Source organism: Humibacter antri, from assembly GCF_054777235.1.
Window position 1 is genome coordinate 1 of sequence record NZ_BAAHAW010000045.1, and the last position, 21,152, is coordinate 21,152.

The 21,152-nt window shown below is 68.5% G+C and carries 20 protein-coding genes and 1 tRNA gene; 3 read left to right on the forward strand and 18 right to left on the reverse strand.

Annotated features, from left to right (window positions below; all coding sequences use genetic code 11):
* Nucleotides 1-635: 635 nt before the first annotated feature.
* A tRNA-Pro gene (locus ACYVDK_RS16795) sits at nucleotides 636-709 on the reverse strand.
* A gap of 143 nt (nucleotides 710-852) precedes the next feature.
* On the opposite strand from ACYVDK_RS16795, the gene ACYVDK_RS16800 reads away from it, so the two are divergent.
* From ACYVDK_RS16800 to ACYVDK_RS16810, 3 genes are all read left to right on the forward strand, one after another.
* Nucleotides 853-1,461, forward strand: coding sequence for a GNAT family N-acetyltransferase (locus tag ACYVDK_RS16800; protein WP_460523861.1), 609 nt, complete (start codon nucleotides 853-855; stop codon nucleotides 1,459-1,461).
* Between the two features lie 102 nt (nucleotides 1,462-1,563).
* Nucleotides 1,564-2,946, forward strand: a complete 1,383-nt coding sequence (locus ACYVDK_RS16805; RefSeq protein ID WP_460523863.1) for a DUF2252 domain-containing protein — start codon at nucleotides 1,564-1,566, stop codon at nucleotides 2,944-2,946.
* 1 nt (nucleotide 2,947) lies between these two features.
* Entirely contained in the window at nucleotides 2,948-3,541 is a 594-nt protein-coding gene (locus tag ACYVDK_RS16810) for a dihydrofolate reductase family protein (protein ID WP_460523865.1), read from the forward strand.
* A gap of 217 nt (nucleotides 3,542-3,758) precedes the next feature.
* Here the strand turns inward: ACYVDK_RS16810 and der are convergent, their stop codons facing one another.
* The 17 genes from der to ACYVDK_RS16895 all read right to left on the reverse strand — a co-directional run bounded on the left by der (nucleotide 3,759) and on the right by ACYVDK_RS16895 (nucleotide 20,686).
* On the reverse strand, nucleotides 3,759-5,300 hold the full coding sequence (gene der, locus ACYVDK_RS16815; protein WP_460523869.1) for a ribosome-associated GTPase EngA: 1,542 nt from the start codon (nucleotides 5,298-5,300) through the stop codon (nucleotides 3,759-3,761).
* Nucleotides 5,293-6,114: a (d)CMP kinase gene (locus ACYVDK_RS16820; protein WP_460523871.1), complete on the reverse strand. Its 822-nt coding sequence runs from the start codon at nucleotides 6,112-6,114 to the stop codon at nucleotides 5,293-5,295. The genes der and ACYVDK_RS16820 overlap by 8 nt, the downstream gene beginning before the upstream one ends.
* Nucleotides 6,111-7,217: a prephenate dehydrogenase gene (locus ACYVDK_RS16825; protein ID WP_460523873.1), complete on the reverse strand. Its 1,107-nt coding sequence runs from the start codon at nucleotides 7,215-7,217 to the stop codon at nucleotides 6,111-6,113. The genes ACYVDK_RS16820 and ACYVDK_RS16825 overlap by 4 nt, the downstream gene beginning before the upstream one ends.
* The gene (locus ACYVDK_RS16830; RefSeq protein WP_460523875.1) at nucleotides 7,214-8,038 is read right to left on the reverse strand and encodes a pseudouridine synthase; all 825 of its coding nucleotides are present in this window, start codon (nucleotides 8,036-8,038) and stop codon (nucleotides 7,214-7,216) included. Before ACYVDK_RS16830 ends, ACYVDK_RS16825 begins: the two co-directional genes overlap by 4 nt.
* Nucleotides 8,028-8,690: an SMC-Scp complex subunit ScpB gene (scpB, locus tag ACYVDK_RS16835; protein ID WP_460523877.1), complete on the reverse strand. Its 663-nt coding sequence runs from the start codon at nucleotides 8,688-8,690 to the stop codon at nucleotides 8,028-8,030. Before scpB ends, ACYVDK_RS16830 begins: the two co-directional genes overlap by 11 nt.
* Nucleotides 8,683-9,582 (reverse strand): segregation and condensation protein A, encoded by a 900-nt coding sequence (locus tag ACYVDK_RS16840; RefSeq protein WP_460523879.1) that lies wholly within the window; start codon nucleotides 9,580-9,582, stop codon nucleotides 8,683-8,685. The genes scpB and ACYVDK_RS16840 overlap by 8 nt, the downstream gene beginning before the upstream one ends.
* Nucleotides 9,566-10,453, reverse strand: a complete 888-nt coding sequence (locus tag ACYVDK_RS16845; protein ID WP_460523897.1) for a ParA family protein — start codon at nucleotides 10,451-10,453, stop codon at nucleotides 9,566-9,568. The genes ACYVDK_RS16840 and ACYVDK_RS16845 overlap by 17 nt, the downstream gene beginning before the upstream one ends.
* A gap of 128 nt (nucleotides 10,454-10,581) precedes the next feature.
* Nucleotides 10,582-11,499, reverse strand: coding sequence for a site-specific tyrosine recombinase XerD (gene xerD / locus ACYVDK_RS16850; protein WP_460523881.1), 918 nt, complete (start codon nucleotides 11,497-11,499; stop codon nucleotides 10,582-10,584).
* Nucleotides 11,496-12,215: an NUDIX hydrolase gene (locus ACYVDK_RS16855; protein ID WP_460523883.1), complete on the reverse strand. Its 720-nt coding sequence runs from the start codon at nucleotides 12,213-12,215 to the stop codon at nucleotides 11,496-11,498. Before ACYVDK_RS16855 ends, xerD begins: the two co-directional genes overlap by 4 nt.
* Nucleotides 12,208-13,914, reverse strand: a complete 1,707-nt coding sequence (locus tag ACYVDK_RS16860) for a CTP synthase (protein ID WP_460523900.1) — start codon at nucleotides 13,912-13,914, stop codon at nucleotides 12,208-12,210. Before ACYVDK_RS16860 ends, ACYVDK_RS16855 begins: the two co-directional genes overlap by 8 nt.
* Before the next feature lie 146 nt (nucleotides 13,915-14,060).
* The gene (gene recN, locus ACYVDK_RS16865; RefSeq protein WP_460523885.1) at nucleotides 14,061-15,788 is read right to left on the reverse strand and encodes a DNA repair protein RecN; all 1,728 of its coding nucleotides are present in this window, start codon (nucleotides 15,786-15,788) and stop codon (nucleotides 14,061-14,063) included.
* The gene (locus ACYVDK_RS16870) at nucleotides 15,785-16,696 is read right to left on the reverse strand and encodes an NAD kinase (RefSeq protein ID WP_460523902.1); all 912 of its coding nucleotides are present in this window, start codon (nucleotides 16,694-16,696) and stop codon (nucleotides 15,785-15,787) included. The genes recN and ACYVDK_RS16870 overlap by 4 nt, the downstream gene beginning before the upstream one ends.
* A 2-nt stretch (nucleotides 16,697-16,698) precedes the next feature.
* The gene (locus tag ACYVDK_RS16875) at nucleotides 16,699-17,568 is read right to left on the reverse strand and encodes a TlyA family RNA methyltransferase (protein WP_460523887.1); all 870 of its coding nucleotides are present in this window, start codon (nucleotides 17,566-17,568) and stop codon (nucleotides 16,699-16,701) included.
* Nucleotides 17,561-17,728: a hypothetical protein gene (locus ACYVDK_RS16880; protein ID WP_460523889.1), complete on the reverse strand. Its 168-nt coding sequence runs from the start codon at nucleotides 17,726-17,728 to the stop codon at nucleotides 17,561-17,563. Before ACYVDK_RS16880 ends, ACYVDK_RS16875 begins: the two co-directional genes overlap by 8 nt.
* 150 nt (nucleotides 17,729-17,878) lie before the next feature.
* Nucleotides 17,879-18,946: an HAD-IIA family hydrolase gene (locus tag ACYVDK_RS16885; protein WP_460523891.1), complete on the reverse strand. Its 1,068-nt coding sequence runs from the start codon at nucleotides 18,944-18,946 to the stop codon at nucleotides 17,879-17,881.
* A complete protein-coding gene (locus ACYVDK_RS16890; RefSeq protein WP_460523893.1) occupies nucleotides 18,900-19,619 on the reverse strand; it encodes a hypothetical protein in 720 nt (239 codons plus the stop codon). Before ACYVDK_RS16890 ends, ACYVDK_RS16885 begins: the two co-directional genes overlap by 47 nt.
* Before the next feature lie 287 nt (nucleotides 19,620-19,906).
* On the reverse strand, nucleotides 19,907-20,686 hold the full coding sequence (locus ACYVDK_RS16895) for a hypothetical protein (protein WP_460523895.1): 780 nt from the start codon (nucleotides 20,684-20,686) through the stop codon (nucleotides 19,907-19,909).
* Nucleotides 20,687-21,152 lie beyond the last annotated feature (466 nt).

A 21,152-nucleotide genomic window follows, 5' to 3' on the forward strand; every position in this document is an offset into this window, starting at 1 on the left:
CGAACGCCGCCAGCTCACACTGGCAGCCTGACCAACCAACCACCTGTCCGGGAACAGGGGTCAACCTCACGCCGGATATGTACTGAGCTGGCTGGATCTGGAGTCTGCACGATCGGGCGATACCCCGTCGACTATCTTGACAGTCCTGTCGATCCAAACCCACTCGACCGGCATGAACGTCGCAGCATGTCCAAACACATCGCCCACCGAGATCACCTCAAGGCCGACTGGGACGGCGGGCGGTTACCGGCTCTCGCTCATCCCAGCCCACGCGCAAAGGAACCTGCACTCCTTCTACGCGCCGCCCCGATCGCTGACGCCGCGACAGGCAGACTGCCCTCCCTGTCGTCGAGCGGCGTTGCTGCGCCCCTCGCGGGCGCCGATCGCGTAGCTCACGGAACTCTTGCACGCGGGCGCCGAGGAGCGAAAGCCCCCGCTACTTTCTTCGTGACCCGTCGAGCGAGCATGCTGGCGTAGACCCGCTTCGCGAGCCGAGCGCACCAACATTCGGACACTGATCATCAATACTCGTCATCCGTCACACCGAAAGGACGGACAAAGTGCGTAAGAACACCAGCTCCACACGCGACCGGGTCAAGTCATCTTGCAATACGACAAATCAGGTACCCCGCCTGTCGGGATGACAGGATTTGAACCTGCGACCCCCTGACCCCCAGTCAGGTGCGCTACCAAGCTGCGCCACATCCCGTAGCCGTCCGCGGACGGCCCTGGATAGTTTACAGGGCGCAGGAGGGGCGGCGGCACCATCGTGTTGACAAGGAACACTTCGACACTCGCTCAGCTGGGTCGACAGCCTCCCGCGACGTCGACGGCCCACGGTACCTTGGCGGCATGGTGGCGAAGGTGTTCGAGGAAGCGACGACCGACATCCGAGTCGTGCCGGTCGGCGACGTGCCGTGGAGCGATGTGCGCACCGTGTTCGGCACTCGAGGTGACCCGGCGACGTGCTGGTGCCAGTTCTTCAAGCTGTCGAACGCGCAGTGGCGTCAGGCGGATGTTCCGGCCCTCGAATCCGCGCTCTGCGAGCAGGCGCGCCACGACCCGGGTCCCGGCCTGATCGCCTACGCGGGCGACGAGCCCGTCGGCTGGGTCGCGGTGCAACCGCGTTCGGACTACCCGCGGCTGCGCACCAGCCGCATCGTCGCGCAGGGCCGCACGGAACAGCGGCACGACGACTCGAGCGTGTGGTCCATCACCTGCTTCGTCGTGCGGGTCGGCTTCCGAAGGCGGGGCGTGGCATCCGCTCTGCTCGCCGCAGCGATCGAGCATGCACGAGCATCCGGTGCGCGGATCGTGGAGGCATACCCGGTCGACACGGCCGAACGAAAGGCGTCGTCGGCGGAGCTGTTCCACGGTGTGCTCTCCTCATTCGTCGCCGCCGGGTTCGAGGTCGTCTCCCGGCCGCAGCCAGGTCGCGCCGTCGTCAGTCTCGAACTCTGAACGAACCGGCAACGGAGCCTCCGACCGCCGAAGACGCAGCCCGCGCAGCATCATCCGTTCCGCGCGATGGAACCTGTGCGGCACCGCCCTAGTCTTGATGCCATGAGCGCAGACGAGGGACGCCTTCGGTTCGAGCATGAGGCGATCCACAGCGCAGCGGAGTTGTTCGACGCAGGCAAGGCGGCACGCGGCCAGCTTCCGCGCTCAGGGCACGCCGAGTACACGCCCGCCAAGAACCGCGACCCCATCGGCATCCTTCGACAGCAGCACGAGCATCGCGTGCCTGAGCTGATCCCTTTGCGCCTGGAGCGGATGACCGCAAGTCCGTTCGCGTTCTACCGCGGCTCGGCCGCGATCCAGGCCGCCGACCTGCGCGATGCACCCCGCACGGGCGTCGACGTCACCATCTGCGGCGATGCGCACCTGGCGAACTTCGGCCTCTACGCCTCCCCCGAGCGTTCGCTCGTGTTCGACCTGAACGACTTCGACGAGTCCGCGTACGGCCCGTGGGAGTGGGACGTCAAGAGGTTCGTCACCGGCGTCGTCGTCGCGGCCAGGCAGCGCGGATTCAAGGAGTCCAAGGTGCAGACGGCGGCCCTCGAGGCCGCCGCGAGCTACCGCATCGCCATGCTCCAGATCACCCAGCTGAGCGTGCTGGAGCGTTACTACATACGGGCTGACGTGCACAGGGGGCAGCGCGCCGCGAGCTCGCAGAAGGTACTCGATCACGCCATCGATGCGGCGTCCCGCCGCACGTCGGCACGAGTGGTTCGCAAGATCACCAAGCGCGCCGACGACGGCACGACGACGATCGTCGAGAATCCGCCCGTGCTGGCGCATGTGCCGGAGACCACCGAGAAACGCGTGCTGAGCATCGTCAAGCACTACCTCTCGACGGTGCCATCCGACATCGCGGTGCTGCTGTCGCAGTACGTGCCGACGGATGCCGTGCGCCGCGTCGTCGGTGTCGGCAGCGTCGGCACACGCTGCTACATCATCGTGCTCTCAGGTCCGGCAGGCGAGTCGCTCGTGCTGCAGGTGAAAGAAGCGGTGGAGTCCGTCGCCGTCGAGTTCGGCGGCGCCACGGCGGGATGGGCGCCGGTCTATGGCGACCGCGTCGAGCCCGACGAGCACGGCCACCGGGTCGTCGCCAGCCAGCACGTGCTGCAGGCGGTCAGCGACCCGTTCCTCGGCTGGGTGAAGTACGACGGCCGCGCCTTCTACATCCGCCAGTTCCGTGACCAGAACGTCTCCATCGACACCGAGACGCTCGACTTCCGTCCGTTCGCCGACTACGTGGATGCCTGCGGCACAGTGCTCGCGCGCGCCCACGCCCAGTCCCCCGCCGCTCCGTTCATCGCCGGATACCTCGGAGGCGGCACCCCGTTCGATTCCGCGATCGCGGAGTGGGCATCCGCCTACGCCGATCAGGCGGTCGAGGACTACCAGGCGTTGCGCAAAGCCGTGAAGAAGGGGGAGATCTGAGATGAGCGCGCGATTCGTGTACTGGATGAACGTCTCGCTCGACCTCTACATCGAGCACCAGGCGTGCGACCACTCCGACATCGAAGGCCCTGACTGGATCCGCATCGGCGAACCGCTTCACCGCGAGTTCAACCGGCGAGCACAGGCGATGTCGATGTTCGTCGAAGGACGCGTCGTCTACGAGATGATGGACCCGTTCTGGCTGGATGCCCGCACGAACGAATCGCTTCCCGCCTTTCTGCGCGAATACGGCGAGATCTGGACATCGATGCCCAAGGTGCTGGTGTCGCGCACCCGCACCGCGGCATCCCACGACACGCGCATCATCGGCGGGGACGACGCGATCGATCAGCTGGCCGCGCTTCGGCAGAGTGCCGACGGTGACATCGGTGTCGGCGGCGCGACCCTGGCGACGCAACTCCTGCGTGCCCGGCTGCTCGACGAGTTGATGCTTTTCACGCATCCGGTCGTCCTCGGCTCGGGCCGACCGCTGTTCGACGACCCGCACCCGCGGGTAGACCTCGACCTGCTCGAGCAGCAGACCTACGCCGATGGCGTCACGCTGCACCGCTACGCGGTGCGCGGTGCGAGCTGAGCGCGGGCGCCGCCGCCTCTCGTGAGACTAGCCGTATGCGCCGACACTAGGCGCACCACGGCTGGTCTCAGCGCATACGGCTAGTCTCGCGAAACTTGCGGCGTCGCTTTTCCCGCATCGGGCGCGTGGCAGAGCCGCTCTGCTGGCCGACCGCGGCCGAGACGGCCGCGGCGGCTACGGCGCAGGGCCCGGAAATGGGCCCTGTGGAAGCGTCGCCCTAACGGCGACGCTTCTCCCGCACGCGCATGTTGAGCACGATCGGCGTTCCCTCGAAGCCGTAGAGCTCGCGCAGGCGGCGCTGGATGTACCTGCGATAGCCGGGGTCGAGGAATCCGGTCGTGAAGAGCACGAACGTCGGCGGACGGCTCGACGCCTGCGTTCCGAACAATATGCGCGGTTGTTTGCCGCCTCGCACCGGGTGCGGATGCGCCGCCGTCAGCTCGGCCAGGAACGCGTTGAACTTGCCGGTGGGGATGCGCGTGTCCCACGAATCGAGCGCCGTCTCGAGTGCAGGCACGAGCTTCTCCAGATGCCGTCCGGTGCGCGCGGAGATGTTCACTCGCGGCGCCCACGACACGTGCGCGAGGTCTTGCTCGATCTCGCGTTCGAGGTAGCGGCGCCGATCGTCGTCGAGCAGGTCCCACTTGTTGTACGCCAGAACAAGCGCACGACCGCTCTCCAGCACGAGGTCGATGATGCGCACATCCTGCTCACTGATCGGCTCGCTCACATCGAGCACGACCACCGCGACCTCCGCCTTCTCCAGCGCGGTGCTCGTGCGCAGGGAGGCGTAGAAGTCGGCGCCCTGCTGCAGGTGAACGCGGCGACGGATGCCCGCGGTGTCGACGAACCGCCACACGCGGCCGCCGAGCTCGATCTGCTCGTCCACCGGGTCACGGGTGGTGCCCGCGAGCTCGTTGACGACGACGCGCTCCTCCCCCGCCGCCTTGTTGAGCAGGCTGGACTTGCCCACGTTCGGCCGTCCGACGATCGCGACGCGGCGCGGTCCGCCGATCTCGCGCTGCGCGAAGGCGGACTCCGTCGGCAGCACCTTCAGCACATCGTCGAGCAGGTCGGCGACCCCCCTGCCGTGCAGGGCGCTCACCGGCCGCGGCTCCCCGAGTCCCAGGGACCACAGTTCGGTGGCGTGCGGTTCCTGTCTGGCGTCATCCACCTTGTTCGCCACAAGGAACACAGGCTTCTTCGATTTGCGCAGCAGGCGAACGACGTGCTCGTCGGTGGATGTCGCGCCCACATTCGCGTCGACGACGAACAGCACGACGTCGGCGAGGTCGATCGCGATCTCGGCCTGAGCGGCGACGGATGCGTCGATGCCCTTGGCGTCCGGTTCCCAGCCTCCGGTGTCGACCACGCTGAACCGGCGGTCGTTCCATTCGGCCTGGTAGGTGACGCGGTCGCGGGTCACACCCGGCACATCCTCGACGACCGCCTCGCGGCGGCCGAGAATGCGGTTCACCAGTGCCGACTTGCCCACGTTCGGCCGCCCCACGATGGCCACAACGGGCAGCGCAGGCAGGTAGTGGATCTCGTCCGGGTTCTCGGTGACGGCATCCAGCACGTCGAGGTCGGCGTCGTCGAGCTCGTAGTCTTCGAGCCCGGCCCGCAGCGCATTGGCGCGCTGGTGGGCGAGGTCGTCGTCCACATTCGCCAGTCGTTCGGCGAGATCGTCGGGGCCGGCCTCGAACTCGTCGCCGGCATGTTCGGGCCGACTGCTGTCGGCATGGTGGGAGTCAGACATCCGTTCCTCCTCGGGACGGGTCGGTCCCTATCGCACGGCCGTCACGCCGTAGACGGCGCGCCGGAACCGGCGATGGGGGCCCAGCGGGGCGCGCGGCCTGGATCACGTCGATCACGGCGTCGACGGTCGCATCGAAGTCAAGGTCGGTGGAGTCCACAGTGGTCACGCCATCGGCAGCGGTCATGAAGTCGACCACTTGCAGGTCGGCGTGGTCGCGGGCGTGCAGTTGTGCGGCGACATCCGCTGCGGCGTGCCCGTCGAGCTCGCCGGCGCGGCGCGCCGCGCGCACCTCGGGTGTCGCTGTCAGCAGGATGCGCACCGGAGCATCCGGAGCCACCACGGTCGTGATGTCGCGGCCCTCGGCCACGATCCCGTCGCGATCGGTGCTCGACAGCAGACTGCGGAACAGCTCGTTCAGCCGCAGTCTCACCTCGGGAATGCGCGCCACCGCGCTCACCCGCGCCGACACCTCCGGATCGCGGATGTCCGCGGTCACGTCGGTCTCGCCCACGAAGACGCGCTGGGCCCGCATCGCCGGTTCCGGCGCGCCGTATTCGGCGTGACGGCCGTGCGATGGGGAGCGACCGGATGCCGTGTCGATGCGATACTCGAAGTCGGCGATGGCACCGACAACGGCGCCTGCGTCGGTCACGTCGAGGCCGCGCCGCATCGCGAACCACGTCAGCGCGCGGTAGGCGGCACCGGTGTCGAGAAAGGCGAAGCCGAGCCGCGCTGCTGCAGCCTTGCTCACGCTGGACTTGCCGCTGCCAGCCGGTCCGTCCACGGCGACGACGATGGGAGTGCGCTCACTCATCCTGCGGTCCTCCATCCTCGTGCCGACAGGTCCTCGATGGCGCGGGTCTTCACTTCGGGCAGCACAGCGATCTCGGCCAGGCCGATCTGCGCCCCTGGCGAGTGCTCCAGCCTGAGGTCTTCGATGTTGACGCCGATCTCACCCAGTTCGGTGAACAGCCGCCCCAGTTCGCCCGGCCGGTCGTCCACCATGACGACGATGCCGGCGTAACGGCGATCCTGTCCGTGCTTGCCTGGCAGCCCCGCCACACCGGCGTTGCCGGCGGCGAGGTCCTGGGCGATCGCGCGGCGGGCGCCGGATGCCTCGACATCCGTCAGCGCGTCGAGCACGCCGTCGAGGTCGTCGCGGTACGCCCGCAGGATGTCCACAACGGCCGTCGCATTCGCCGAGAGGATCTGCACCCACAGTTCCGGGTCGCTGGATGCGATGCGCGTCACATCCCGCACACCCTGCCCGGCCAGCGCCAGCGCGGCCGACGGAGCCCCGTCCAGCCGTTTGGCCATCAGCGACGACACCACCTGGGGCGCGTGCGAGACGAGCGCCACGGCCGCGTCGTGCTCCTCGGCGGCGAGCGTGACCGGTGTGGCATCCAGATCGAGGATGAGGTGCTCGATCGCCACAACGCGTTCCTGCGGCACCTCCGGTCGCGGGCATACCACCCACGGTCGTCCGATGAAGAGGTCTGCGCGGGCAGCGATCGCGCCTCCGCGCTCCCGGCCGGCCAGCGGGTGGGATCCGACGTACCGACTGAGATCCATCGGTCCGAGCTCGGTGTCGAGCTGTTCGAGTTCGGTGAGCAGCGCGGCCTTCACGCTGGCGACGTCCGTGACCGTCGCATCCGGGAACGCCGCCAACTCGGCAGCGACGACGGATGCCGTGGCATCCGGCGGCACCGCCACCACGATCAGCGACGGGGCGTCGCCCTCGCGCGGCAGCCGGCCCGCACCGTAGTCGATCGCCAGACTCAGCCCGGCGCGCGAGGCATCCGCCAGGATCACGTCGACGCCGAGCGCCCGAAGGCCCAGTCCTATCGACGCGCCGAGCAGCCCGGCCCCCACGACACGCACGCTGCCGTCGAGGCGCGCGGCATGGTTCTGATTCACGTTCGCTCCGATTTCGACCTGGCAAGAGTGAGCACCTGGCCGAGCTCGATTTTAGTCAACTCACGCGTGGCGCCCGACCGTAGGCCGCCGAGCTTCAGCGGCCCGAACTGGCGTCGCACCAGCGCCGTCACCGGAAGCCCGACCGCGTCCAGCATGCGCCGCACGATGCGGTTGCGGCCCGAGTGCAGCGTCACCTCCACGATGCTCTGCCCGCCGGAAGTCTGCACCAGCCGCGCCTTGTCCGCAGTGATCGGCCCGTCGTCCAGCTCGATGCCTCGCATGAGCTTCGCCATCGTGGCAGGCACCGCGCTCCCCTGCACCGTCGCGATGTATGTCTTTGTCACCCCGAACGACGGATGCGCGAGCACGTTCGCCACCTCGCCGTCGTTGGTCAGCAGCAGCAGGCCGCTCGTGTCGGCATCGAGCCGGCCGACGTTGAAGAGCCGCACCTCATAACGATCGGCGAACTGCGTCAGGTCGGGGCGGCCTCGGTCGTCGCGCATCGAACTGACCACGCCGGTCGGCTTGTTCAGCATGATGTAGTGCTTGGAGGCATCCAATTGCACGGCCATGCCGTCCACCTCCAGCCGGTCGACGGCAGCGTCGATGCGGGTGCCCAGTTCGCGCACCGTCTCGCCGTTCACGCGCACACGGCCCTCGACGATGAGCTGCTCGCTCATCCGGCGAGACCCCACCCCTGCCGCGGCCATCACCTTCTGCAATCGCTCGCCGGCCTCCGAACCGGCGCTCGCGACGCGGGCATTGTCACCGCTGCCGGCTTCCGGACTGCCGGCCGCACGACCGACTCGCTCAGCGCACATCGCCCTCGAACCCTTCCGCCCCATCGGCAAGCAGCGGCGAGATGAGCGGTAGCTCCTCGATCGCGTTGACGCCGAGCTGTTGCAACAGCAGGTCGGTCGTGCCGTAGTTGATCGCACCGGTCTCGGCATCCGTGAACAGCTCTGTGATGAGGCCGCGCGAGAGCAGTGTGCGAACCACGGAGTCGACGTTCACCGCACGGATCGACGCGATGGCGCCGCGGGTGATCGGCTGCCTGTAGGCGATCACGGCCAGCGTCTCCAGAGCCGCTTGGGACAGCTTGGCGGGCGCCTGCTCGCTGACGAAGTCCGTGACGAGGCCGTCGTACTCGGCGCGCACGTAGAGTCGCCATCCACCCCCGACCTCGCGCAGTTCGAAGCCCCGCACCGGGCCCCCGTTCTCACCGTCGAAGTCGGCCACGAGGCCGTCGATCGCCTGCCGCACAGCGGCGACCGGAGCGCCGACGGCGGTCGCCAACGTCACGAGCGGGAGCGGCGCATCCGCCACCACGAGCACCGCCTCGATGGCGCGCGGTACGTCGTACGCGTGCAGCGGTTCGTGCGGCAGCGCAGCGTCTTCGAGCGGCAACGCAGTGTTCACGCCAGGCGATTCCGGTGGCTGCTGAAGGTCGAAGGGCTGCTCGTGATCATCCATAGTCGGCTCCCAGGTTCGCCAGATTCTCGTCGGACCAGGCATCCGCCACCCACCTGATGGTCAGTTCGCCCAGGGGCTCCAGCTGCTCGAAGGCGACCGCAGCGAACCGGTACAGCTCCAGCACGGCCACGAATCGGGCCACGACCACACCTTTCCGGTCCGCGCCCGCAATCAGCTCACGGAACGTGTACGGTGTGCCGCGCCTCAGCCGCGCCACCACGAGCGCGGCCTGCTCCCGAACGCTCACGAGCGGCGCATGCAGGTGATCGAGCTCGACCACAGGGATCGCCTTCGGCGCGAACGCCAGCTCGGCGATCGCCGCGAAGTCGTCGGCGCTCAGCGTCCACTTCAGCTCGGGCTCGCGGGAGCGATACTTCTCCTCCAGCCGTACGGAACGCGGATGCCTGGCCCACTCCGCCTCGAGGCGCTGCCCGAACCACGTCGAAGCCTCCTTGAACGCGCGGTACTGCAGCAGCCGGGCGAAAAGGAGGTCACGTGCCTCGAGCAGAGCGACGTCCTCGGCGTCGACGAGCTCACCCTGCGGCAGGAGTCCGGCCACCTTCAGGTCGAGCAGGGTCGCCGCCACGACCAGGAACTCGCTCGCCTGATCGAGTTCGTCGGCGGTGTCGATGTTCTTCAGATAGGCGATGAACTCGTCGGTCACCCGACTCAGTGCAACTTCTGTGATGTCCAGCTCGTGCCGGCCGATCAGGCTCAGCAGCAGGTCGAACGGCCCCTGGAACACCTCGAGCGCGACCCGGAACGAGGGTGCACCCTCTGCACCCTGTACGCTCTCGTCGGCGGCACCCTCCACGGCTGCACCCTCGACGACATCGCTCTCGACGACATCCTGTGCGTCGTGCTGCGCCGACGGCTCAGGCGGCGGCGCCACGGAAAACCAGTTCCCGCGCCAGCTGACGGTAGGAGTCGGCCGCCTGGTGCTCCGGCGCGAACTGAGTGATCGGGGTCGCGGCCACGGTGGCGTCGGGGAACTTCACCGTGCGTGTGATGACGGTCTCGAGCACTTCGTCGCCGAACGCGTCGACCACGCGCTCCAGCACCTCGCGAGAATGCAGCGTGCGCGAGTCGTACATGGTGGCCAGAATGCCGTCGAGCTCGAGCGCAGGGTTCAGTCGCTCGCGCACCTTGTCGATCGTCTCGATGAGCAGGGCCACGCCGCGCAGCGCGAAGTACTCGCACTCCAGAGGAATGAGCACGCCATGGCTGGCCGTGAGCGCATTGACGGTGAGGATGCCCAGCGACGGCTGGCAGTCGATGAGGACGACGTCGTAGTCTCCCGCCACCTTCCGCAGAACTCGGGCGAGCGCCTGCTCTCGTGCGACCTCGTTCACGAGGTGCACCTCGGCTGCGGAGAGGTCGATGTTCGCCGGGATGACGTCGAGTCCCGGGGTCGCCGTGTGCTGGATCGCCTCGGAGGGGTCGTGCGCACTGGAGAGCAGCAGGTCGTAGATGGTGACCGCCTCGTGGGTGGCGACGCCGAGGCCGGCCGACAGCGCGCCCTGCGGGTCGAAATCGATGGCGAGCACCTTGCGTCCGTACTCGGCCAGTGCCGCACCGAGATTGATGCTCGAGGTGGTCTTGCCCACTCCGCCCTTCTGGTTGCACAGGGCGATGACCCGCGCTGGTCCGTGCTGAGAGAGTGCCGGAGGGGTCGGGAATTGTCGCAGCGGACGCCCCGTCGGGCCCAGCTCTTCGACGACAGTGCCGCCGAAGCCCGGCAATTCCTGCTCGTCGGCTGGAATACGCGCCACGACTCCTCCGCTCGATTCAGGCCCTGGTCAATCGGACCCTGATCAATCGGGCCCTGGATTCGCGTCCGAGTCTATCGAGCATCCGCATGGTGAACAGTCAGGAACACCGCCGTTCCGGGCTATCGCGCCCGCGGGTGAGCCGTCGTGTACATGTCACGCAGCGTGTCGGCCGTGACCAAGGTGTAGATCTGCGTCGTCGCCACCGACGAGTGGCCGAGCAGCTCCTGCACCACGCGCACGTCGGCTCCGCCCTCCAGCAGATGCGTGGCGAAGGAGTGCCGAAGCGTGTGCGGCGACACGGATGCCGTCAGTTCCGCGCGCTCCGCCGCCGCTCTGATGATCAGCCACGCGCTCTGCCTGCTCAGCTTCGCGCCACGGGCGCCGAGGAACAGCGCCGGGGTCGCGTGTCCGCGCGCGGAGTACACCGGCCGCACCCGCACGAGGTACTCGTCCACCGCCTCGCGCGCGTACCGGCCGAGAGGCACGATGCGCTGCTTGCTGCCCTTGCCGGTGAGCCGGATGACGTCACGATCGATCACGTCGTCCACGTTGAGGTCGACGGCCTCGGAGACTCGCGCGCCGGTCGCGTACAGCAGTTCCAGCAGCGCCTTGTCGCGCATCCGGCCCGGCTCGTCGCCGTCCGTGGCCGCCAGCAGCGCCTCCACCTGGGCGAGGGTCAGCGCCTTCGGCAGCCGCGACGGCAGCTTCGGGGGCCGAACATCACGTGCGGCATCCTCCTGCACCTCACCCTCATCGAGCAGAAAGCTGTGCAGGCCGCGCACCGTGGAGAGCATGCGGGCGACGGATGCCGCGCCCAGCCGCTGCGTAGCATCCGCTTCTCCGCGCGTCACCAGGTGACGGGCGTAGTCGTCCACCTGGTGCGAGCCGATGGAGCCCATGTCGCCGATGCCGCGCTCGGCGAGCCAGGAGGCATAGGTACCGAGGTCACGCCGGTACGCCGCGACGGTGTTGCGCGAGAGCCCGCGCTCGATACCGACGTGCCGCAGGTACGCCTGGACCGCGGCCTCCGGCGTCATCGCGAGGCGTCCTCCGCACTGAGTCGATCGACCGACCCCGCCACGGATGCGTCAGGAGAGCCACCGTGCAGGTCGAGCGAACGAGTCAGCCACGATCCCCGCCGCAGCGGTTCGTCCGCCGCGCCGAGCGAGGCGTAGCCGTTCTCACGCGCAGCGACGGCCGCGAGCGACGCGATCGCGAGCGGCGCGTTGCGCAGCCGTCTCTCGAGCACACCGCGCACGACCTCCTCGAGCGGCACCCAGCGCACCTCGATGTCGGCTTCCTCGTCCTCCCGGGCGAACACCTCATCGGCCGCCCGCACGCCTCTGGCCAGATACACCCGGATCACCTCGTTGTTTCCGCCCGGCGTGCTCGCGAACTCGACGAGCACGTCCCAGCGATCGGCGACCACGTCCGCCTCTTCGGCCAACTCCCGTTTCGCAGCCTCCAGCGGCGGTTCTCCCGCCAGGTCGAGCAGACCGGCCGGCAGCTCCCAGTCCCTCGAGCGGATCGGATGCCGGTACTGCCTGATCAGCAGCACCCGGTCTTCGTCGTCGAGCGCCAGCACCGCGACGGCGCCGGTGTGGTCGACGTACTCCCGCACCACTGTGGACTCGCCGAGGTCGACGATGTCCCGTCGCACGTCCCAGACCCGACCGCGGTACACGACTTCGGAGTCGGTCACCGACCCGGTGTACGGCTGGTCCGCGAGGTCGTCGTACGCGGCGTCAGGCATCCTCTTTCACCTCGAACAAGCGCGTGGATTCCTGACGGATCAGGGCTGCGGCGATGAGGCCGCGGAACAACGGATGCGCCCTGTTCGGCCGCGAACGCAGCTCCGGATGCGCCTGCGTCCCGACGTAGAACGGGTGCGTCTCGCGCGGCAGCTCGACGTACTCCACGAGGTGCCGGTCCGGCGACGTGCCGGAGAACACCAGCCCGGCATCGGCGATCTGCTCGCGGAAATTGTTGTTCACCTCATACCGGTGGCGGTGCCGCTCCGACGCCGTCTCCGCGCCGTACAGCTCGGAGACGATCGATCCGTCCTGCAGTGTCGCCGGGTACAGACCCAGCCGCATCGTCCCGCCCAGGTCGCCGCCTGCGATGATCTCCACCTGCTCGGCCATCGTGGCGATCACCGGGTATCGCGTGTCGGGGTCGAACTCACTGGAGGATGCCCCGTCGAGACCGGCCTCGTTCCTCGCGTACTCGATCACCATGCACTGCAGCCCCAGGCACAGCCCGAGCACGGGGATGCCGTTCTCGCGCGCGAACCGCAGCGCACCGAGTTTGCCCTCGATGCCGCGGATGCCGAATCCGCCAGGCACGCAGATCCCGTCGACGTCCGCCAGTTCGCGGGCGGCACCCTCGGGCTCCTGGCATCCGTCGCTGGCGATCCAGCGCAGGTTCACCTTCGCCCGGTTGGCGAACCCGCCGGCGCGCAGCGCCTCGGTGACGGAGAGGTAGGCATCAGGCAGGTCGACGTATTTGCCGACCAGGCCGATGGTCACCTCGTGCTTGGGCTCGTGCACCACCTTGAGCAGAGTGTCCCAGCTCTCCCGGTCGGGCTGCTCGGCGAAGAGCCCGAGCTGGTCGACGATGTAGTCGTCGAGCCCCTGGTCGTGCAGCATGTTCGGGATGTCGTAGATGCTCGGCACGTCGACGGCGTTCACGACAGCACGCTCGTCCACGTCGCACATCAAGGCGATCTTCTTCTTGTTGCTTTCGGAGACCGGGCGGTCGCTGCGCAGCACGAGTGCGTCCGGCTGGATGCCGATGGAGCGCAGCGCGGCAACCGAGTGCTGCGTCGGCTTGGTCTTCTGCTCGCCCGACGCATTCATGTAGGGAACGAGCGACACGTGCACGAAGAAGCAGTTCTGACGCCCGAGCTCGTGACGCACCTGCCTTGCGGACTCGATGAATGGCTGCGACTCGATGTCGCCGACGGTGCCGCCGATCTCCGTGATGATCACGTCCGGCTGGGGGTCGTCGGATGCCTGCAGCCGCATCCTGCGCTTGATCTCGTCGGTGATGTGCGGAATGACCTGTACCGTGTCGCCGAGGTACTCGCCCCTGCGTTCCATGGCGATCACCTGCGAGTAGATCTGCCCGGTGGTGACGTTCGCGGCCTGGCTGAGATTGATGTCGAGGAAACGCTCGTAGTGCCCGATGTCGAGGTCGGTCTCGGCACCGTCGTCGGTGACGAAGACCTCGCCGTGCTGGAACGGGTTCATCGTCCCGGGGTCCACGTTGAGGTACGGGTCCAGCTTCTGCATGACGACCCGTAGGCCGCGGGAGGTCAGCAGGTTGCCGAGGCTGGCGGCCGTGAGGCCCTTGCCCAAAGAAGAAACGACACCACCTGTCACGAAGATGTGCTTGGTAGTGCCGTTCGGTTTGCTTGTGTCGTTCGAGGAGCCCGTGTCAGTTTTTTCCACCACGGGCTTTCATCTTATCAGCGCGGTGGAGCTAGGAGCGGAGGCCTTTCCCGACCTCTACCGCGACCCTCCCGATCCCACGGCCGTCACATCGCCCCGCGCCGTGCCGGAACCGGCGACGGGACCAAACCGCCGTCTCGTCGGGGTTACGGTGCAACCCGAAGCACCGCGCCCGCCCGAGCGAGCTCGATGAGTTCTCGCGCGTGCGCGAGTCCGCTCTCCGAGTCGGTGAGCCCCGACAGCAGCCGGGCCATCTCGGAGACGCGATCGTCGCCGTCGAGCTGGCGCACACTCGACGCTGTCACCGTTCCATCGCCCGCTTTCACCACCGAGAGGTGGTTGGTCGCGAACGCGGCGACCTGGGCGAGATGCGTGACCACGATGACCTGTGCACTCTCGGCGAGCTTCGCCAGACGCCGGCCGATCTCGATCGCGGATGCCCCGCCCACGCCCGCGTCGATCTCGTCGAACACGAACGTCGGCACCGGATCGCTCCCGGCCAGCACCACCTCGATGGCGAGCATCACCCGGGAGAGCTCGCCGCCGGACGCTCCCTTGCCGAGCGGCCGCGGCTCCGCACCGGCGTGCGGTCGCAGCAGGATCGACACGGCATCGCGGCCGGCGAGGGCGTAGTCGTCGCGCTGCTGAACCTCGACGATGATCGCGGCATCCGCCATCGCCAGTGCCGCAAGCTCCTCAGTCACCCGTGCCGCGAGTTCGTCGGCCGCCGCCGAACGCAGTTCGGAGACGGATGCCGCCAGACGGTCGACCTCCGCCTCGCCTTCCGTGACGAGGGTCGTCAGCTGCTCGATGCGTTCCTCGTCGCCTTCCAGTTCCGCCAGGCGCTTTCCGCCGGTCGCCGCGCGTTCGAGCACTTCGTCCAGGCTCGGGCCGTACTTGCGCACGAGCGCAGTGAGTTCGGAACGACGCTCCTGGATCACTTCCAGGTCATGTGCACCGTCCGCGTCGAGTGCCGCCAGATACGTGGAGAGCTGCGCTGCGGCATCCTCGACCTGGAATCCGAGTCCGGCGATCGAATCGGCCAGCGTCTGAAGGGCCGGGTCGTGGGCCCCGGCCCGCTCGAGCTCACGACGCGACGTCTCCAGGAGCCCCCGCACATCCGGCCCCTCCGAGTCCTCCGCCGACAGCGCCTCCCGAGCGACCGATGCCGCGATGCGCAACGACTCCAGGTTCGTCAGCCGATCCGCCTGCTCCGCCAGCGCTTCGTCCTCGCCCGGCTCGGGAGCCAGCGCCTCGATCTCGCTCAGCGCCACCCGCAGGTCGTCCGCCTCTCGCGCGCGGCGATCCCGCTCATCCACGAGCTCTGACAGCTCTTCACGGTTCGCGCTCCATCGCCGGAACGCTAGACGGTACGCGTCGAGCGCCTCGATCAGAGGCGCCCCGGCGAACCGGTCGAGGGCGTCGCGCTGAGCCGTCGCCGACCGCAACCTGATCTGATCCGACTGCCCGTGCACCACCACGAGCTGGTCGGCGAGCTCGCCGAGCACGCTCACGGGCGCACCACGACCGCCGACAACGGCGCGACTACGGCCCTCGGCGGCCACGGAGCGGCTCAAGACGAGCTCGCCGTAGGATGCCTCACCCGCGTCATCGAGATCACCGCCGGCATCCCGCACCCGCTCGGCGACCTCGCCACTGGCCGGAACGCGCCACCGTCCCTCCACCCACAGCTGCGCGCTGCCGGACCGCACGACCGCACTGTCGGCCCGCTGCCCCAGCAGCAGCCCGAGCGCGGTCACGACCATGGTCTTGCCTGCGCCGGTCTCGCCGGTGAGCGCTGTGAATCCCCGCCCGAGCGGCAGCCTGGCGTGCTCGATCACGCCGAGGTCGCGTATCGAGATCTCCTCGATCACGCGTTCGGTCCTCGCCAGCCGGTGACCGGCAGGTTGAACTTGCGCACCAGCCGGTCCGTGAACGGTGCAGTATGCAGGCGCGCCAGCTTCACCGGAGTGTCGGATCGCGCGACCATCACGCGCGCGCCGGGCGGAAGGTCGAACGCCCTCCTGCCGTCGCACCACAGCACGGCCGGAGTGTCTGTGCGGCGCAGCAGTTCGACGGCGAGCACGGAGTCGGCGGCCACGACGAGCGGACGCGAGAAGAGCGCGTGTGCGCTCAACGGCACGAGCAGCAGGGCGTCCAGGGTCGGCCACACCACGGGGCCGCCGGCCGAGAACGAGTACGCCGTCGACCCGGTCGGGGTCGACATCACCACGCCGTCGCATCCGAAGCTCGACAGCGGCCGCCCGTCGATCTCGACGACGACCTCGATCATGCGCTCACGGCTGGCCTTCTCGATGCTCGCCTCGTTGAGCGCCCAGCTGGTGTAGATGGCCTCGGTGCCGCTCTTCACGCGCACGAACAACGTCATGCGCTCTTCCACCGTGTAGTCCTTGGCGACGGCGCGGCTCACAGCCAGTTCCAGGTCGTCCCGCTCGATCTCGGCGAGGAATCCCACATGACCGAGATTCACGCCCAGTAGCGGAACGTCGCAGTCGCGCACCGTCTCCGCTGCGCGCAGGATGGTGCCATCGCCACCCAGCACGATCACCAGTTCGAGCTGCTCGGGCATCACGTCGTCGCCGAGCACCGCGAGCGACGCGAGATCGGATGCCGCGTCCACGAGCTCGGCACGCTCATCCGCGCCGAGAACCGGCACGACTCCGGCGGCGATGAGCTGCCGGCACACCTGGATGCCGGCTTGGATCGAGTCCCCTCGCCCGGTGTGCGAAACCACGAGGAAGTACCGCCCGGGTCTGCCCACGCTCACTCTCCCACCATCGCGCCGATGTCGTTCAACCATTCTGTCGGATGCCGGCCCACCCGTGTGCTGAGCCGCAAGAGGTACTCACGATTGCCGTGGCTTCCGGCGATGGGGGACGGAAGGATGCCGGCGGTCGGCAGACCGAGGTCCCACGCCGCCCACATGACGGAGGAGACGGCATCCTCCCGGAGCGCGGCATCGCGCACGATGCCCTCACGGATGCCGGTGCGCCCCACCTCGAACTGCGGCTTCACGAGGAGCACATACTCCGCGTCCGGTCCGACCGCTGCCACCAGCGGAGGAAGCACCATAGTCAGCGAGATGAACGACAAGTCGCCCACGACGACCCCGACCGCCTCACCATCGGCGAGTTCGCCGAGCGCCACCGCGTCAAGGTATCGAACGTTGACGCGCTCGGCGACCGTCACTCTGGAGTCCGCCGCGATGGATGGCGCGAGCTGTCCATGCCCCACGTCGAGCGCGATCACGCGCCGGGCCCCGCGCTCGAGCAGCACCTGCGTGAAGCCACCGGTGGATGCCCCGACATCGAGTGCCGTGGCACCCCGGATCGCGTCTTCCAGGCCGAACCCGTCCAGCGCGGCGATGAGTTTGTGCGCGCCGCGACTCACATAGTGATCCGCCACCTCGATGGTGATCGCGCTGGTCTCACGCACGCGAGCGGATGCCTTGACCGCCGGCCGGCCGTCCACGCTGACCCGTCCCTCGGCGATGAGTCGTGCCGCGTGGGTGCGGGAGCGCGCAAGCCCGCGAGCGGTCACCGCAGCGTCGAGACGCAGCTCACTGTTCGTCGCGCCGGCGCTGACCGCACAAACGCCTGCAGGGTCGATGGCGCCTGCGGGATCTTCAGGCATCCTGACGGTGATCGTCCTGGCCCTCGAGCACCTCGGCGAGCTCCGTATGGATGCGTGTGTACGCGCCCGCACGCTCGTCGAGCGGACGCTCCTCGATCAGGCGCAGTCTCGACAAGAGACCGTCGTCTCCGTCGTGCACCGATTCGCTCTCTTCAGACATCAGTCCACGGTACCGCGAGGGCCGTCATCAGCGAGCCTGCGCCGCTCAAAGACTCAATCGACTCGACGTCGCACCTAGCCCACGCGAAAGTCTCAATCGCCGCAGACTTCCCCACCACGCAGCCGGCGGGCGCCCACCGCTGAATCGCCTCTAGGTGTACAGCTCCTCGGGAACTTCGAGCGCGTAGATGGGTCGGCCGCTGTTCCAGATCAGCGTGCTGGCGGCGCGCAGAAGGTCTATCTCCCGGTCACCCCGGCGCAGGATACGCACCGCACTGCCTTCGAGGCGCACGGATGCCCCGCGCACCTCGACCGCGTCCCCCGCCCGCGATATCTTCACGGCGGGATACGGCTCGTCGAGCTCACGGAGGTCGGACAACAGGTACCGGGGTCTCTCGTCCTCGGCTGCGGCAAGCACCTGCTTCGCCCGGTCAATGCCGGTGAGTACCAGCAGCGATGGCACGCCTGCCCTGTTCGCGCCGAGGATGTCCGTGTCGAGCCGGTCTCCGATCGCCAGCGGCGACTTGGCACCGAATCGCTGCACTGCCAGGTCGTACATCGCCCGTTCCGGCTTGCCCGCGACGACAGGCAGACGACCGACGGCAGTGTGCACGGCGGAGACGAGGGTACCGTTCCCCGGTGCCACCCCGCGTGGCTGCGGGAGCGTCCAGTCCGTGTTGGTGGCCACCCACTGCACGGATTCGTCTGCCAGGGCGAAGGCCGCCTCCGCCAATTGCGCCCACCCGACATCGGGCGCGAATCCCTGCACGACTGCGGCCGGACGGTCCTCTGCCGACCGCGTCACGTGGTATCCGGCCTTGTCGAGTTCGGAGACGAGTCCGTCGCCCCCGACCACGAGCACTGTGGACTCGGGCTCGATGAGTTCGCGCAACATCATCACGGCCGCCTGAGGCGAGGTGATGATGTCGTCGGCGTGCACCGCGTACCCCAGCTGGGTGAGGTGGTCGGCGACGGACCGGTCGGTGCGCGATGCGTTGTTGGTGAGGCATCCCACTCTCACACCCTTTACCTGCGCGTGCTTCAGCGCCTCCGTCGCATGCGGAACCGGCTCGGCTCCCGAGTACAGCACGCCGTCGAGATCGGCGAGGATGACGTCGACACCGTCGAGCGGCGACCGCTCCGATTCCCGGCGGAACAGCCGGCGCCGGCCGTCACTCCCCACCGCCACGCCCTTCGGCTGCCGACCCTCGCGGGCCATCCGCATCCGTCGCCGCGCCCTCGCCCACCGCGACACCGCGATCGGCGCCAGCAGCCTGATCATCAGCGGCCGGCTCGTGGCCTTCGCCACCAGACCCACCGACGATGGTGAGCTCGACTTCGACTTCGACTTCGATTTCAGCCCCAGCCCCAGCTCCGGCTCCGACTTCAACTTCAACATCGGCATCGGCTTCGGCTTCGGCTTCGGCTTCGGCTTCGGCTTCGGCTTCGGCTTCGGCTTCGGCTTCGGCTTCGGCTTCGGCTTCGGCTTCGGCTTCGGCTTCGGCCGCATCATCGACCGTCAGCTCCTTGTCGCCCTCAGCCTCATCGGCGACCACCAGCCCACCGTCGTCATCGCGCTCATCAGCGACCACCGGCCCGCGGTCGTCCTCGTGTTCGCCTCCGTCCCCGTCCTCGTCCTCGACCTCCATGACGTCTTCGTCGTTCTGTCCGAGCGCTGCCCGTGCCCGTTCCGCGAGGCCGTGCCAGTCCTCGGACTCGGTGCCGCGACCGAGGTCCTCCAGCACGGTCGCGTACGCGTCGAAGAGCGCTGGGCTGTACGAAAACGCACGCCGCCGATCCAGCTGTGGGATCTCGAGCTCCGCGAGAGCGGAATCCGTCTGGCCGAGGTCGAGACGCGCTCCGGACATCGCAATGGCCAGCGCGACCTGCACCTCGTTCGGCAGTTCCGACCGCGGAACGGAGCGCCCCTCCTCGAGAGCCCGGTCCGGCCGACCGACGCCCCGCTCACTGTCCACCATCAGGGGCAGCTGATCGTTCTTGCCCGAAATGCGTCGATACGTACGAAGCTCGCGCAGCGCGAGAGCGAAGTCGCCCGTCTCGTACGCCGTGATCGCGAGCGTCTCGCGAACGATCGCAATTCGTCCTGCCCGCCGCGCAGCCGCCAACGCATGCCGATGCGCGAGTTCCGGATCTTCGCCGATGAGCTGGGATGCCATGGCTAAGTGCCGCGCGACCTCTTCGGAGTTCTCTTTGCTGAGCGTCTTGAGCTCGTTGCGAGCCGCCCTGTTGAGGTCCTTCGACGTGACCGATTCGGGCAGCTCGGGATCGTTGTGCCGCGGCCGCACGCTCCGTGGCGCGAATCCGCGCTCACCGCTCTGAGCGTCGTCGTGCCCACGCCGCGCACCTCTCTGCGAATGGTCACGATCGCTGTCACGCCCGTAACGCCGGGCGCCGTTCGCGCCTCCCTCGCGCCCGTAGCCTCCAGCCTGGTCACGTCCTCCGCCATACCGACGCTCACCACCGGCACCACGATCACCACCCGAAGCCCGCTCGCCATACCGACGTTGACCACCGGCACCGTGCTCACGACCCTGAGCCTGCTCGCCATACCGACGCTGACCACCGGCACCGTGCTCACGACCCTGAGCCTGCTCGCCATACCGACGCTCACCACCAGCACCACCCGAAGCCCGCTCGCCATACCGACGCTGGCCACCGGCACCACGCGCACCGCCCTGAGCCGGCTTGCCATATCGGCCCTGGCCGGTCCCGGTCGGGCGGTCGACGCGGCGCCGGTCGCCGTAGTCGCCTCGAGTACCGCCCTGACTGCGCTCCCCCGCTCCAGCACGGCGCTCCCCGTACGGGCGGCGACCGTCGCCGCCTCCATCGCGAGCCGGACGCCCATCATTCCGGCCACCACGCGCGCCGTCGGCGCGCGTCCCATCGCCGGCCCGACCAGCACGGTCACGATTACCCGAGTGAGGGGCACCCGAGCCATTCATCCCCGTTCGGAAACCGCCGACGCCTTTGTCGGGCCTGCCCCGCCCTTCGCCAGACGAACCGCCGGTTTGCGGGCGGGCCGAGCCCGAGTCGTTGGACCGAGGCCGTCCGTACCGCCCGTCCCGTCCCGCACCCTTCCCCGTCGACGGGCGCCGCTCCGGTGTCGACGGGCGCCGCTCCGGTCGGCCGCCATCGGGCCGTCCACCCTTTGAACCTGGTCGGTCGCCCTCGCGACCCGAACCACGTAGGGAATCGTCGCGATCTTCTCCTCGAGCGCCTCGATCGTCTCGTGCCATGTGCACAATCCTTCCCATCGCACTGGGTGCGGATGCCGTGTGGTGTTGTGGGGGTGTTAAATGCGGAATGGCCACCCGTTCGGGGTGGCCATTCCGTTGAAGGTGTCCGGCGGTGTCCTACTCTCCCACAGGGTCGCCCCTGCAGTACCATCGGCGCTGGGAGTCTTA

Bases quoted from the DNA above. Each gene is read 5' to 3' on its own strand.
- ACYVDK_RS16800 (WP_460523861.1), top strand. From the start codon at position 853: ATGGTGGCGAAGGTGTTCGAGGAAGCGACGACCGACATCCGAGTCGTG.
- ACYVDK_RS16805 (WP_460523863.1), top strand. From the start codon at position 1,564: ATGAGCGCAGACGAGGGACGCCTTCGGTTCGAGCATGAGGCGATCCAC.
- ACYVDK_RS16810 (WP_460523865.1), top strand. From the start codon at position 2,948: ATGAGCGCGCGATTCGTGTACTGGATGAACGTCTCGCTCGACCTCTAC.
- der (WP_460523869.1), bottom strand. From the start codon at position 5,300: ATGTCTGACTCCCACCATGCCGACAGCAGTCGGCCCGAACATGCCGGC.
- ACYVDK_RS16820 (WP_460523871.1), bottom strand. From the start codon at position 6,114: ATGAGTGAGCGCACTCCCATCGTCGTCGCCGTGGACGGACCGGCTGGC.
- ACYVDK_RS16830 (WP_460523875.1), bottom strand. From the start codon at position 8,038: ATGTGCGCTGAGCGAGTCGGTCGTGCGGCCGGCAGTCCGGAAGCCGGC.
- scpB (WP_460523877.1), bottom strand. From the start codon at position 8,690: ATGGATGATCACGAGCAGCCCTTCGACCTTCAGCAGCCACCGGAATCG.
- xerD (WP_460523881.1), bottom strand. From the start codon at position 11,499: ATGACGCCGGAGGCCGCGGTCCAGGCGTACCTGCGGCACGTCGGTATC.
- ACYVDK_RS16855 (WP_460523883.1), bottom strand. From the start codon at position 12,215: ATGCCTGACGCCGCGTACGACGACCTCGCGGACCAGCCGTACACCGGG.
- ACYVDK_RS16875 (WP_460523887.1), bottom strand. From the start codon at position 17,568: ATGCCTGAAGATCCCGCAGGCGCCATCGACCCTGCAGGCGTTTGTGCG.
- ACYVDK_RS16880 (WP_460523889.1), bottom strand. From the start codon at position 17,728: ATGTCTGAAGAGAGCGAATCGGTGCACGACGGAGACGACGGTCTCTTG.
- ACYVDK_RS16885 (WP_460523891.1), bottom strand. From the start codon at position 18,946: ATGGCCCGCGAGGGTCGGCAGCCGAAGGGCGTGGCGGTGGGGAGTGAC.
- ACYVDK_RS16895 (WP_460523895.1), bottom strand. From the start codon at position 20,686: ATGGCTCGGGTGCCCCTCACTCGGGTAATCGTGACCGTGCTGGTCGGG.